At 75.1% G+C, this 12,848-nt stretch carries 11 protein-coding genes; 5 read left to right on the forward strand and 6 right to left on the reverse strand.

All coding sequences use genetic code 11. The annotated features are described in order from the left end of the window. Window positions 1–93: 93 nt before the first annotated feature. The 3 genes from ACZ1IK_RS02760 to ACZ1IK_RS02770 are packed head-to-tail and all read right to left on the reverse strand — an operon-like array spanning window position 94 to window position 3,280. The gene (locus ACZ1IK_RS02760; RefSeq protein WP_041103500.1) at window positions 94–1,167 is read right to left on the reverse strand and encodes a threonine aldolase family protein; all 1,074 of its coding nucleotides are present in this window, start codon (window positions 1,165–1,167) and stop codon (window positions 94–96) included. A gap of 1 nt (window position 1,168) precedes the next feature. Beyond that, complete coding sequence (locus ACZ1IK_RS02765) at window positions 1,169–1,846, reverse strand: SDR family NAD(P)-dependent oxidoreductase (RefSeq protein WP_036316546.1); 678 nt, start codon at window positions 1,844–1,846, stop codon at window positions 1,169–1,171. 3 nt (window positions 1,847–1,849) lie between these two features. Beyond that, window positions 1,850–3,280, reverse strand: coding sequence for a DUF6421 family protein (locus tag ACZ1IK_RS02770; protein WP_041103501.1), 1,431 nt, complete (start codon window positions 3,278–3,280; stop codon window positions 1,850–1,852). Window positions 3,281–3,403: 123 nt separating this feature from the next. On the opposite strand from ACZ1IK_RS02770, the gene ACZ1IK_RS02775 reads away from it, so the two are divergent. Further along, a complete protein-coding gene (locus ACZ1IK_RS02775; RefSeq protein WP_036316550.1) occupies window positions 3,404–3,862 on the forward strand; it encodes an Lrp/AsnC family transcriptional regulator in 459 nt (152 codons plus the stop codon). Window positions 3,863–3,992: 130 nt separating this feature from the next. Further along, on the forward strand, window positions 3,993–4,832 hold the full coding sequence (locus ACZ1IK_RS02780; protein WP_465098310.1) for a glycerophosphodiester phosphodiesterase: 840 nt from the start codon (window positions 3,993–3,995) through the stop codon (window positions 4,830–4,832). A gap of 11 nt (window positions 4,833–4,843) precedes the next feature. Here ACZ1IK_RS02780 and ACZ1IK_RS02785 read toward each other — a convergent pair whose 3' ends face one another. The 3 genes from ACZ1IK_RS02785 to ACZ1IK_RS02795 all read right to left on the reverse strand — a co-directional run bounded on the left by ACZ1IK_RS02785 (window position 4,844) and on the right by ACZ1IK_RS02795 (window position 8,771). Then, window positions 4,844–6,349: an aldehyde dehydrogenase family protein gene (locus tag ACZ1IK_RS02785; RefSeq protein ID WP_061867219.1), complete on the reverse strand. Its 1,506-nt coding sequence runs from the start codon at window positions 6,347–6,349 to the stop codon at window positions 4,844–4,846. Window positions 6,350–6,556: 207 nt separating this feature from the next. Continuing rightward, window positions 6,557–8,275 (reverse strand): phosphoglucomutase (alpha-D-glucose-1,6-bisphosphate-dependent), encoded by a 1,719-nt coding sequence (gene pgm, locus ACZ1IK_RS02790; RefSeq protein WP_041103503.1) that lies wholly within the window; start codon window positions 8,273–8,275, stop codon window positions 6,557–6,559. A 67-nt stretch (window positions 8,276–8,342) separates the two neighbouring features. Continuing rightward, a complete protein-coding gene (locus ACZ1IK_RS02795; RefSeq protein ID WP_041103504.1) occupies window positions 8,343–8,771 on the reverse strand; it encodes a Fur family transcriptional regulator in 429 nt (142 codons plus the stop codon). 161 nt (window positions 8,772–8,932) lie between these two features. Between ACZ1IK_RS02795 and ACZ1IK_RS02800 the strand changes: the two genes are divergently transcribed. The 3 genes from ACZ1IK_RS02800 to ACZ1IK_RS02810 all read left to right on the forward strand — a co-directional run bounded on the left by ACZ1IK_RS02800 (window position 8,933) and on the right by ACZ1IK_RS02810 (window position 12,839). Continuing rightward, a complete protein-coding gene (locus ACZ1IK_RS02800; RefSeq protein WP_041103505.1) occupies window positions 8,933–10,051 on the forward strand; it encodes an acyl-CoA dehydrogenase family protein in 1,119 nt (372 codons plus the stop codon). After that, window positions 10,048–12,171, forward strand: coding sequence for a PIG-L family deacetylase (locus ACZ1IK_RS02805; RefSeq protein WP_041103514.1), 2,124 nt, complete (start codon window positions 10,048–10,050; stop codon window positions 12,169–12,171). The genes ACZ1IK_RS02800 and ACZ1IK_RS02805 overlap by 4 nt, the downstream gene beginning before the upstream one ends. A 98-nt stretch (window positions 12,172–12,269) precedes the next feature. Continuing rightward, window positions 12,270–12,839, forward strand: coding sequence for a DUF4190 domain-containing protein (locus tag ACZ1IK_RS02810; protein WP_041103506.1), 570 nt, complete (start codon window positions 12,270–12,272; stop codon window positions 12,837–12,839). Window positions 12,840–12,848: the final 9 nt, after the last annotated feature.

Below are 12,848 nucleotides of genomic sequence, written 5' to 3' on the forward strand. Positions count from 1 at the left end.
TTTCGGTGGAGGAGCGGTCGGACGCGCGTCGAAGGCCGCGGCGTCCCACCCTGCTGCACGGTGGTAGAAGGGTATCCCGGCCGGGCGCGTCCGTCAGACGGCGGGGACGAGTTCGGCGCGCAGCGCCGCCGTGAACGCGTCCACGTCCTCCTCGGTCGTGTCGAAGCCGCACACCCAGCGCACCTCGCGGCGCGCCGCGTCCCAGTCGTAGAACCGGAAGCGGGCGCGCAGCCGGTCGGCCACGCCCTCGGGCAGGACGGCGAACACGGCGTTGGCGTCCGTGGCCTGCGTGAACTCGACGCCGGCCAGCGAGCCGTCGGCGACCCCCGCCTCGATGACGGCGCGCAGCCGGGCGGCCATGGCGTTGGCGTGGCGGGCGGAGCGCAGGTACAGGTCGCCGTCGAACAGGGCGAGCAGCTGCGCCGAGACGAAGCGCATCTTCGAGGCCAGCTGCATCTGGTTCTTGCGCAGGTACACGAGGCCGTCCGCGGCGTCCGGGTCGAGCACGACGACGGCCTCGGCCAGCAGCGCCCCGTTCTTGGTGCCGCCGAGGGAGAGCACGTCCACGCCGACGTCGGTGGTGAAGGCGCGCAGCGGCAGGCCCAGGGAGGCCGCGGCATTGGCGATGCGGGCGCCGTCCATGTAGACGCGCATCCCGTGCTCGTGGGCGTAGTCCGTGATGGCCTTGACCTCGTCCGGGGTGTAGACCGTGCCGAGCTCGGTGGACTGGGTGAGGTAGACGACCAGGGGCTGGGCGCGGTGCTCGTCACCCCAGCCCCAGGCCTCGGCGGCGATCAGCTCGGGGGTGAGCTTGCCGTCGTCGGTGGCCACGGGCAGCAGCTTGATGCCGGCGGACTTCTCGGGCGCGCCGCCCTCGTCCACGTGGATGTGCGCGGTGTCCGCGCAGATCACCGCGCCCCAGCGGGGCAGCATGGCCTGGAGCCCGACGACGTTCGCCCCGGTCCCGTTGAACATCGGCCACGCGGTGGCGTCCTTGCCGAAGTGCTGGGCCACGACCTCCTGGAGGCGGGCCGTGTACACGTCCTCGCCGTAGGCGACCTGGTGGCCCCCGTTGGCCTCGGCGATCGCCGCGAGCACCTCCGGGTGGACGCCGGAGTAGTTGTCCGAGGCGAAGCCCCGCTCCTGCGGATCGTGGATCCTCTGCATGTCAGTCCGTTCCCTTCTCCTGGAGCGTGAGGACGGCGTCGTTCAGCGCGCCCGCCTCAGCCTTCCACAGTCGCGCGTACTCCTCGGCCAGCCGTTCCTCGAGCCCGGCGAGGGACTTCACGCGGAACACGACGGCCGCCGAGCGCAGCGGCGCCTCCGCGTCCCGGGCGGCCTTGGCCCAGCCCTGCGCGACCGCGCGGGTCCATGCCTCGCTCGCCGCCTTCACCGCGGCGTAGTTCGCGCCGCCGGCGAGCGGCCGGGTCACCGCCGTGGACGAGACGATCGCGAGGCGACCGGCGGACGAGGCCCGCAGGTCGTCGTCGAGGGCCCGGCTCACGTGCCGCAGCGCCGTGAACGAGGCCTCGAGGGCGCGGTAGTCCTCCTCGGTCTGGCCGGCGAGGCCCCCGCCGCCGCGCCAGCCGCCCACCAGGTGGAGCAGGCCGTCGATCCGGGTGCCGCGGGCGTGCAGGTCCTCGACGAGGCCGCGGACGGCGGTCTCGTCCGTGAGGTCCAGGGCCGCGGTCTCGGCGCCGAGTTCGGCGAGGGGGGCGAGCTTCGCGGCGTCGCGCCCGGTCGCGACGACGTGCGCGCCGGCGTCGAGGAGGGTGCGGGCGGCGGCCCGGCCCGAGGCGCTCGTGGCGCCCGCGATCAGGACGGCGCGGTCGGTCAGGGCGGCCACGGGTCAGGCGTCCGTGCCGCGGATCCCGGCGGTGGACTCGATGACGCCGCACATCTTCTTCTCGAGGGCCTCGAAGAACATGGACAGCGGGAACTCGTCGTCGAGCACGAGGTCGGTGTAGCCCTTGGGCGGGCCGGCGAGCACCTCGCGCGGCAGGCCCTGCGCCCACACGGAGGCCGGGTGCGGGGTGACCACGGAGGCGACGAGCTCGTAGGCCTGGAGCCAGTGCACGGTCTTGGGGCGGTCGATGGACTCCCAGTAGAGCGTGTCGATGGCGTCGCCCAGCTCGACGACGGCGTTGGCGAGCCGGTCCCAGTCCACGCTGAGCTCGACGTCGCGCCACTGGATCACGTCCTTGCGGTGCAGCCAGGCGAAGAGCAGCTGGCCGCCGAGGCCGTCGTAGTTGCGGACGCGGGAGCCGGTGAGGGCGAAGCGGAAGACGCGGTCGAAGAGGACGGCGTGCTGCACGAGCCCGGCGTGGCGGCGGGTCTGCTCCTCGAGCGCGGTGAGCTGCTCACCGGCGGCGGCGCGCGCCGTGAGGCGGCGCTCGATCGCCACGCACTCGCGGAAGGCGGTCATGTCGCAGCGCATCTCCTCGAGCGTGTAGAGGAAGAAGGGCATGCGCTGCTTGATCATGAACGGGTCGAAGGGCAGATCGCCGCGCATGTGCGTGCGGTCGTGGATGAGGTCCCACATCACGAAGGTGCCCTCGGCGAGCTCCTGGCAGGAGAGCAGTTCGGCGAGCTCGGCCGGGAGCTCGAGCTGGGTGATCTCGGCGGCGGCGGTGACGACCCGGCGGAAGCGGGCGGCCTCGCGGTCCTGGAAGATGGCGCCCCACGTGAAGGTGGGGATCTCGCGCATGGCCACGGTCTCGGGGAAGAGGACGGCCGAGTTCGTGTCGTAGCCGGGGGTGAAGTCGATCAGGCGCAGGGAGACGAAGAGGCGGTTGCCGTAGTCGCCGGCCTCGAGCTCGGCGATGAACTCGGGCCAGATGGTCTCGACGACGAGGGCCTCCACGTGCCGGTCGGGGGAGCCGTTCTGCGTGTACATCGGGAAGACCACGAGGTGCCGGACGCCGTCGACGCGGTGCTCCTGCGGCTGGAAGGCGACGAGGGAGTCCAGGAAGTCCGGGACGCCGAAGCCGCCGTCGGCCCAGCGGGCGAAGTCGCGGGGCAGGGCGGCGAGGTAGGCGGCGTCGTGTGGGAAGAGCGGGGCGAGCTCCTCGACGGCGGCGACGATGGTCTCCACGTGCTCGCGCGCGGCGGCGTGGTCCGCGGGGTCCGGGATGGAGCCGTCCTTGACCTGCAGGGGCTGCAGGGCGGTGGCGGCGGCCTTGAGGCGGAGCCAGGCCGGGTGGGTCTCGACGGTGCGCGCGTCGGCCGGGGTCTCCGGAACGACGACGTCGGTCCGGGCGGGCTGCAGAGTGGTGGACATGGAACCCTCCTGAGGTCGAATCGCCGGAAAATATCCGGTGATGCGGATCACTTGCCGGAAGGTTTCCATGAGGGCATGGGGCTGTCAACCCGGCGGCCGGGGCCGGCTGATAGCGTGCGGCGCATGGACGACCCTGTCGACGCGCGGCTTGCGGCCGCCGTCTCCCATGACCCGCGCGCCACGCTCGCCCAGCTCTCCGAGCGGGTCGGCCTCTCGACCTCCGCCGTGCAGGCGCGCCTGCGCCGGCTCGAGAGCACGGGCGTCATCACGGGCTACCGTGCGCTGCTCGACCCCGAGGCCGTGGGCAGGCCGCTCTCCGCGTTCATCGAGATCAGCCCGCTGGACCCGCGCCAGCCCGACGACGCCCCCGAGCTCCTCGAGTCCATCGCGGCGATCGAGGCGTGCCACTCCGTGGCCGGCGACGCCGCGTACATGCTCTTCGTGCGCGTGGGCTCGCCACGCGAGCTCGAGGCCCTCGTGACGGAGATCCGCCAGACGGCGTCGGTGTCCACCCGGACCACCGTGGTGCTGCAGACCTTCTACGAGCACCGCCCCATGCTGGAGCTGCCGGCGGAGGACTGAGGGCGGGCGCTTCGGCCCCTCCTGTCACGCGAGAGGTCGGAATGAGGGCGGATCTGACGCTCATTCCGACCTCTCGCGTTCCCGGCTGCGGCATCGGGCACCCCACCGCCCGTCCCGCTACGGTGATCCCGTGCGTCCGACCTCGCCCCGTCCCGCCCCCGCCTACCTCACCGACTCCGTCCCCGCCCGTCGCGGCCACCCGCTGGGGTTCGCCCACCGGGGCGCCGCCGTCGACCGGGAGAACTCCCTGGCCGCGTTCATTGACGCCCACGCCGCCGGGTTCACCTACCTCGAGCTGGACGTGCGCACCACGGCGGACGGCGAGCTCGTCGTGTTCCACGACGAGACTCTGGACCGCGTCAGCACGGGCCGCGGCCGGCTGCGCGACCACACGTGGGAGCGGCTGGCGGACGTCACGGTCGGCGGGGAGCCGCTGCTGCGCTTCACCGAGCTGCTCACGGCGCTCCCCGAGGCGCGCCTCAACGTGGACCTCAAGGACCGCGCGTCGGCCCCGGCCCTGGCCCGCATCCTCGCCGAGCACGGCGCCTGGGACCGCGTGCTCGTCGCCTCGTTCCACGACTCGCGGCGCCGCCTCTTCCGACGCGCTCTCGCCCGCCTCGGCCACCCCGAGCGGGCGTACGGGCCGGAGCGGGTGGCGACGTCGGGCGGGGCGGCCGCCATCGCGGCGCTCGTGACGCTGGGCCCGCTGGGACTGACCCGCTGGCTGCGCCGGTACGCCCTCGACGTCGACTGCGTGCAGGTGCCCGTCCGGCACGGCCGCGTGCCCGTGGCCACCGCCGACTTCGTGCGGCGGTGCCACGCGGCGGGCCTGCCGGTGCACGTGTGGGTCGTGGACGAGCCCGCGGAGATCGAGCGCCTGCTCGACCTCGGTGTCGACGGGATCATGACCGACCGCGCCGACGTCCTCGCCGAGGTCTACGCCCGACGCGGCTTCTGGCCGCAGCGCTGATCCCCGCCCCCTCAGAGCATCTTCGGCAGCAGCGCCCGCTTCATCCGCCCGTACGGCGGGTACGCGGTCTTGAGCGTGTCCACCTGGTCCGACTTCGTGATGGACGGGCGCAGGTGGGAGAACGTCTCGAACCCGTGGATGCCGTGGTACGCGCCCATCCCGGACGCGCCGATCCCGCCGAACGGCAGCGTCGCGATGCCGGCGTGCAGCAGGCCGACGTCGTAGCCGAGGCCGCCGGCCTGCACCTGGTCGTCGAACGCGCGGTGGTAGCTCGGCCGGTCCGTGAAGAGGTAGGCGGCCAGCGGGTGCGGGCGCTCCGCGATGAAGTCCAGGGCGTCCTGGAAGGTGTCCACGGTCAGCACGGGCAGGATCGGGCCGAACAGCTCCTCCTGCATGAGCGCGCCGTCGGGCCGCACGCCCGTCACCACGGTCGGCGCCATGTACCGTCCTGCCACATCCACGTCGCCGCCGACGAGCAGCTCGGCGCCGGCGTCGAGGTCCGTCTGGAGCATCTCCCGCAGCCGCTCCGCGTGCTCGGCGGAGATGAGCCGGCCGTAGTCCTTCGACGCGCGGGGGTCGTCGCCGTAGAACTCGCGCAGGGTTGCGGGGAGCTCGGCGGTCACCTGGCGCAGCGCGGCCTCGCCGACGGCCAGCACGTAGTCCGGGGCCACGCACGTCTGGCCCGCGTTGGTGAACTTCGCCCACGCGATGCGGCGGGCCATCGCTCCCGTGTTCCGCGACGGCGTCACCACCGCCGGCGACTTGCCGCCCAGCTCGAGCGTCACGGGGGAGAGGGTCTTCGCCGCCGCCTCGTAGACGATCCGGCCCACGCGCTCCCCGCCGGTGTAGAGGATGTGGTCCCACGGCTCCGCCAGCAGCGCGGTGTTGCACTCCTTGCCGCCCGCCACCACGGAGACCAGCGCGGAGTCCAGGTACTGCGGCACCAGCTCCCGCAGCGCCGCCGCCGTGGCCGGGGCCTTCTCCGACGGGCTGAGCACCACCGTGTTGCCGGCCGCCAGCGCACCCACGACCGGGGCGAGCGCGAGCTGCACCGGGTAGTTCCACGCGCCGATGACCAGCACGAGACCCTTGGGCCGCGGCCTGACCTCCGCGCTCGCGGGCCGCAGGGCCAGCGGCAGCTTCACGGGCCGCGGCTCCATCCAGTCGGTCAGGTGCAGCAGCGCGTGGTCCACCTCGGAGCGCACCGAGACGATCTCCGTGATCAGCGCCTCGGTGGCCGGCTTGCCCAGGTCCGTGCCGAGCGCCGCGACGAACCGGTCCGCGTGCTCGGTCAGCATCCGCTTCAGGCCCTTGAGCTGGCGCACCCGCACCGCGCGCGGGTGGGCGGCGCGGGAGCGGGCGGCGGCGCGCAGCCGCTCGACGGCGGCCCGCGGCTCCTCGGGTCGGGGCCCGGCCGGCGCGATCGGCAGGGCCTCGGTGGGCAACGGCTCGCGGACCGGATCGTCGGCGGGGGAGTCGGGGGAGTCGGTGGTCAGGCCGGGGGGCTGCGTGCTCATGCCGGCCACGCTACCGAGCGGCCCTGTGCGGCGGCAGGGCGGGGCGCCGTCGTCGTCCTCCGGCCGCTGGTGCCGCCCCGACGGGCGCCACGGCGTTTTCGTTCGGGAAACGGCGCACGCGCCCCGCTGTTTCCCGAACGAAAGCGGTGCGACACGCCGCCGTTTCCCGAACGAAAGCGGACGGGGGGAGGGGAGATGGGGCGGGGGTCAGCCGATGACCGCGTCCACCAACCGCTGCGCCTCCGCCTGCACCTGCGTCAGGTGCTCGGGGCCGCGGAAGGACTCCGCGTAGATCTTGTAGACGTCCTCGGTGCCGGAGGGCCGCGCCGCGAACCACGCGTGCTGCGTGACCACCTTGAGCCCGCCGATCGGGGCGTCGTTGCCCGGGGCGTTGGTCAGCGTCGCGAGGATGGTCTCGCCGGCCAGCTCGGTCACGGGGACGTCGTCGGGGGAGAGGGTCTTCAGCTTCGCCTTCTGCTCGGCGGTCGCGGGGGCGTCGATGCGCGCGTACGCCGGGTCGCCGTGCAGGGCCACGAGGTCGCGGTACCGCTCGGACGGGGACTGGCCCGTCACGGCGATGATCTCCGCGGCCAGCAGGCACAGCAGCAGCCCGTCCTTGTCCGTGGACCACGGGCTGCCGTCGAACTGCACGAAGGACGCGCCCGCGGACTCCTCGCCGCCGAACACGCCGGTGCCCGTCAGCAGGCCCGGCACGAACCACTTGAAGCCCACCGGCACCTCCACGAGCTCGCGGCCCAGGTCCCCGGCCACGCGGTCGATCATCGAGGAGCTCACCAGGGTCTTGCCCACGCCCGCGCTCTGGGGCCACTGCTCGCGGTGGCGGTACAGGTAGTCGATGGCCACGGCGAGGTAGTGGTTCGGGTTCATCAGCCCGCCGTCGGGGGTGACGATCCCGTGCCGGTCCGCGTCGGCGTCGTTGCCGGTGGCGACGTCGAAGGGCGCGTGCCCGTCCGCGTCCGGGGTCATCCGCTCGATCAGCGAGGCCATCGCGTTCGGCGACGAGCAGTCCATGCGGATCTTGCCGTCCCAGTCCAGGGTCATGAACCCGAACCGCGGGTCCACCTCCGGGTTCACCACGGTCAGATCCAGCCCGTGGCGGTCGGCGATCTCGTCCCAGTAGGCCACGGAGGCCCCGCCCATGGGGTCGGCGCCGATGCGCACGCCCGCCTCGCGGATCGCCTCCACGTCGATCACCTGCGGCAGATCGGACACGTACCGGTCCAGGAAGTCGAAGCCGCCCAGCTTCGCGTGGCCAGCGACGTCGGCGCTCGCCACCCGGTGCACGCCCGCCAGCCCGGCGGCGAGCAGCTCGTTGGCGCGGTCGGCGATCCACGTGGTCGCCTCGGTGTCCGCGGGGCCGCCGTGGGGCGGGTTGTACTTGAAGCCGCCGTCCGCGGGCGGGTTGTGCGAGGGGGTGATCACGAGGCCGTCCACGAGGCCGGCGTTGTCCCCGTCCACCGCGAAGCCCGACGGCGACAGCTCGCGCCCGGCGTTCAGGTGCAGGATCGCGTGGGAGACGGCGGGGGTGGGCGTGTAGCCGCCGCGGGAGTCGACGAGCACCTCGACGTCGTTGCCGAGCAGCACCTCGACGGCGGTGTCCTGCGCGGGCCCGGACAGGGCGTGGGTGTCCTTGCCGACGAGGACCGGCCCCGTGATCCCGTGGTGTGTGCGGTACTCGACCACGGCCTGCGTGATGGCGGCGATGTGGTCGTCGTTGAACGAGGTCGTGAACGCGGAGCCGCGGTGGCCGGAGGTGCCGAACACGACCTTCTGCGTCGGGTCCGTCACGTCCGGGTGACCGGTGCGGTACGCCTCCAGGAGGGCGTCGACGTCGATGAGGTCCTGCGGCAGGGCGGGGGTGCCGGGACGCTCGGCGGCGGGCAGGGCGGCGGTGTTCTCGGTCATGTGCCACACCTTGGCACGGGCGGGCGGACGGGGGAAGACGCGCGGCCCAGCGGGACGACGGCGGCGGTCACTCCCGGCAGCCGGAGCACAGCCCCCAGTAGTAGACCTCGGCCTCGTCGACCGCGAAGCCGTGGTCCTCGGGGGCGTCGAGGCACGGGGCGGAGCCGGTGCGGCACGGCACGTCGACGACCGTGCCGCAGCCGCGGCACACGAGGTGGTGGTGGTTGTCGCCCGTGCAGATCTCGTAGCGGGCCGGGGAGCCGGCGGGCTGCAGGGAGCGCACGAGCCCGGCCTCGGTGAGCGCGTGGAGGCAGTCGTAGACGGCCTGGTGCGAGGTGCCGGGCAGGGCCCGACGCACGGCGGTCAGCACGGTGGACGCGTCCGCGTGGGGGTGGTCGGCGAGGGCGGTCAGCACCGCCAGGCGGGGCCGGGTCACGCGCAGGCCGACGCCGCGCAGCAGCGTGCGCTCGTCCTCGTCCCGCGTCGTGGTCTCCATGCCAGTCGATCCCATCCGGTTCTCTGGAACATGTCAAGAAAGAGCGGGCTGCTTCGCCCCCGGCGCACCGGCCATTCCCCGCCGTGCCCGTGCTGACTACGGTGAATCCTCGACCCCGGGGCGCACCGGCCCGGGCGCCGTCGACGAGGAGGTCCCCACCCATGGCCCAGCCCGAGCCCGTCCGTCTCGTCCCGGGTGGAGCCGTGGACCGCCCGGCCGAGCAGGCCCTCCTCGCGGCCGCCGCGGCCTGCGGCGGCGACGTCGACGCGATGGTCGGGCTGCTCCGTGCGTCGTCCGGTGCCGCGTCCGGCGAAGACGCCGCCCCGCTCGACCTGCCGCTGACCGGCGCGGGGCGCACCCGGGAGCAGTGGGAGCTGCTCGCCTCCGTCGCCGCGCAGGACCTCTCGGCCGCCCGCGTGCTCGAGCCCCATCTGGACGCGCTCTCGATCCTGTCCCAGGCAGGCGTCCCCGCCCCGGCCGGGCTGCTCGGCGTCTACGCCTCCGAGTCCGGCGGTCGCACCCCCGCCCTGCGCCCCGTCCCGGACGGCCCCGACACCGCCTGGCTGCTCGACGGTGAGAAGCCGTGGTGCTCGCTCGCGGACCGGTGCGCGGCCGCCGTCGTGACCGGCCGGGAGGCGGACGGCACCCGCCGTGCTGTGCTCGTGGACCTGTCCCACCCCGGTGTGGCCGAGACCGACTCGGCCTGGCCCGCGCTCGGCCTCGCCCCGATCCGCACGGTGGGCCTGGCCTTCGACGCCGTCCCCGGCAGTGCCGTCGGCGGCGCCGAGTGGTACCTGCGCCGGCCCGGCTTCGCGTGGGGCGGCATCGGCGTGGCGGCGGTGTGGTTCGGCGGCGCCGTCGGCATCGCCCGCACCCTGCGGAACGCCACCGCCGCCCGCGCGGCCGCCGAGGCCGAGGGCCGCGGACCGGGCCCGGACCAGATCGGCCAGGCGGCGCTCGGCCGCGTCGACCGGCTGCTCCATGCGATGGCCGCCCTGCTCGCCCGTGCCGCCGACGACGTGGACGCCGGCCGCCTGGACCACGGCCGCGGCATGGTCGAGGCCGACCGGATCCGCGGCACCGTGGCGCAGCTGTGCACCGAGGTGATGGACGTCGTCGGGCAGGCCACCGGCCCCGGCCCGCTCACCGGCAGCGCCGCGCACGCCCGCGCCGTCGCCGACCTGCAGGTCTACCTGCGCCAGCACCACGGACACCGCGACGACGCCCGGCTGGGCGCCGCGCTCCTGACCGGCGAGACCGACGGCGGCTGGACGTGGTGAGCTTCTCCCACACCGACGACGGCACGTCCGAGGCGGCCTGGGCCGAGGGCGGCGTCGGCGAGCTGCCGGAGCTGCGCCTGCCCGTCTGGGACGCGCAGACGCTGCTGCTCGTGGCCGTGGCGCACCCGGACGACGAGACCCTCGCCGCCACCGGCCTGATCCGCTCCGCCCTGCGCGGCGGGGCACGCGTGCACGTGCTGGTCGCCACCGCCGGCGAGGCCTCCCACCCGCACTCGCCCACGCACACGCCCGCGGACCTGGTCCGGCTGCGCCGGGACGAGATGGAGCACGCCCTCGACGCCCTCGCCGCCGGCCTGCCCGCCTCCGCAGGCCCCGGCTCCCCGGCGCGGGACCGGCTGACCTGGGCGTCCCTGGCCCTGCCCGACTCCGGCGTGGCCGAGCACGAGGACGCCGTGCGCGACGCCGTCGCCGCGGCCCTCGACGCCCACCCCGGCCCCGCCGTGCTCGCCTCCCACGACCCGGGCGACGGCCACGCGGACCACGAGGCCGTAGGCCGGGCCGTCGGCGCGGTCGCGGGCGAGTGCGACCTGCCGCTCTACGCCTTCCCCATCTGGTTCTGGCACTGGGCCGACCCGGCCGACCTGCCCGCCCGCCGCTACCGGCGGCTGCCGCTCACCGACGACGACCGTGCCGCCCGCCGTGCCGCCCTCGACGCGCACGCCTCCCAGGTCCGGCCCCTCTCCGCCGCGCCCGGCGACGAGGCGATCCTCGGCCCCGCCGTGCTCGCCCACCACGAGCGCCCGTTCGAGGCCCACCGCGTCTCCGGCCCCGACGACGCCGACGCCCACCGGGCCGCCGCCGTCTTCGACCGGCTCTACCGGGCCCAGGAGGACCCGTGGCGCTACCTCAGCTCGTCGTACGAGGCCCGCAAGCGGGCGCTCACCCTCGCCGCCCTGCCCCGGCCCCGCTACGGGACCGTGGTGGAGGCGGGCGCGTCCATCGGCGTGCTCACCGCGGACGTGGCCGCGCGCGCGGACCGCGTGGTCGGCCTCGAGGCGTCCTCCACCGCCGTCGAGCGCGCCGCCGCCCGGCTGGCCGGCACGCCGCACGCCGAGGTGCGCCGAGCCGTGCTGCCCGCGGACTGGCCGGCCGACGTCGCCGGCGCGGACCTCGTGATCGCCTCCGAGATCGGCTACTTCCTGCAGCCCGAGGAGCTCGACGCGCTGATCGACGACGCCGACGCCGCGCTCGCCCCCGGCGGCGAGCTGCTGCTGTGCCACTGGCGCCACCCCATCGAGGGCTGGCCGCTGGACGGGGACGCCGTGCACGCGCGCGTCGCCGCCGACCCGCGCTGGCGGCTGCGCACCGAGCTCGTGGAGGACGATTTCCGGCTCAGCCTCCACGTGCGGGCCGCCGCCGCGACCCACGCCGTCGTCGTGGTGCCCGCCAAGGACGAGCAGGAGCGGCTGCCGGCCGCGCTCGCGGCCCTCACCGCCGCCCTGGACCGCTGGGAGGAGCACCACGCGCAGGGCACGGCCGCGGTCGTGGTCGCCGCGGACCGCTGCGACGACGCCACGGTGGCCGCCGCCCTCGAGGCCCGCGCCGCCGACCCGCGCATCCACGTCCTCGAACTGGGGGAGCCGACCGCCGGGCAGGCCGGCGTCGGGCGGGCCCGCGTCGAGGGCGCCCGCCGGGCCCGCGCGCTGTTCCCCGACGTGCCCGCCGAGCGCCTCTGGCTCGCCTCCACCGACGCGGACAGCCGCGTCCCCGCCGACTGGCTGCTGGCGCAGACCGTGGCCGCCGGCCGCGACGAGGCGCTCGTGCTGGGCACGGTGGACGTGCGCCAGGGGCCGCTGCGGCAGGCCTGGCTCCGCGGCTACCGGCACGAGGAGGGGCACGCGCACGTGCACGGGGCGAACCTGGGGCTGCCGTGGTCGCTGTATGAGGCCGTGGGCGGGTTCCCGCCGGTGGCCGAGCACGAGGACGTCGGCCTGGCCGAGGCCGTGCGGGCCCTGGCGGGGGAGCGCGACGGCGGTGACGGCCGCCGGGTGCGCGTGATCGCCACCGACACCACCCGCGTGCTCACCTCGTCCCGCCTGGAGGGGCGGACCCCCGGCGGGTTCTCCGGGTACCTCAAGGCGGTGGGCCGGCCCGGGTGAGGCCGGCCGGGGAGCAGGGGTACGGGGCCGGGCCGGGTCCGGGGGGCACCGCCAAGACTCGGCACCGGACCGCGACGCCCCGAACCGGAAGGACCGTCATGACCGACCCCCACGCCTCCCACGACCCGCGCCGTGAGGCCGCCCGGCCGAGCTGGTACGGGTCCGAGGCCGGTGCGGGCTCCTCCGGCACCGGCTCCTCCGCCGCCGGCTGGCCCGACGCCCCGGCCGGCGACGCCGACCGCGCCGCCTGGGACCGGGCCCCCTCGTACGCCGAGCAGGAGGGGCAGACCCGCCCCGCCTACGGGCAGCCGTACGGCTACGGCCAGGACGCGAACACCGTCCCCGCCTACGGCTACGGGCAGGGCACGCCCGGCCACGGCTTCGGAGCCCCGCTGCAGCCCGGCCAGACCGACGGCGTCGGCCGCTCGGTGGCGTCCATGATCCTCGGCATCATCTCCGTGGTGGGCGGGTTCACGTTCCTCCTCCCGCCGATCGTGGGCGTGGTCCTCGGCCACATCGGCCTCAGGCGCGAGCCCCACGGCCGCGGCATGGCGATCGCCGGCCTCGTGATGAACTACGTGTCCCTCGCCCTGCTGCTGCTCGCCGTCGTGTTCCTCGTGATCCTGGTGATCGCCGGGATCTCCCTGGGCGACTACACCTCGACCTGACCGGCCGGC

Source organism: Micrococcus sp. CS26, assembly GCF_055522295.1.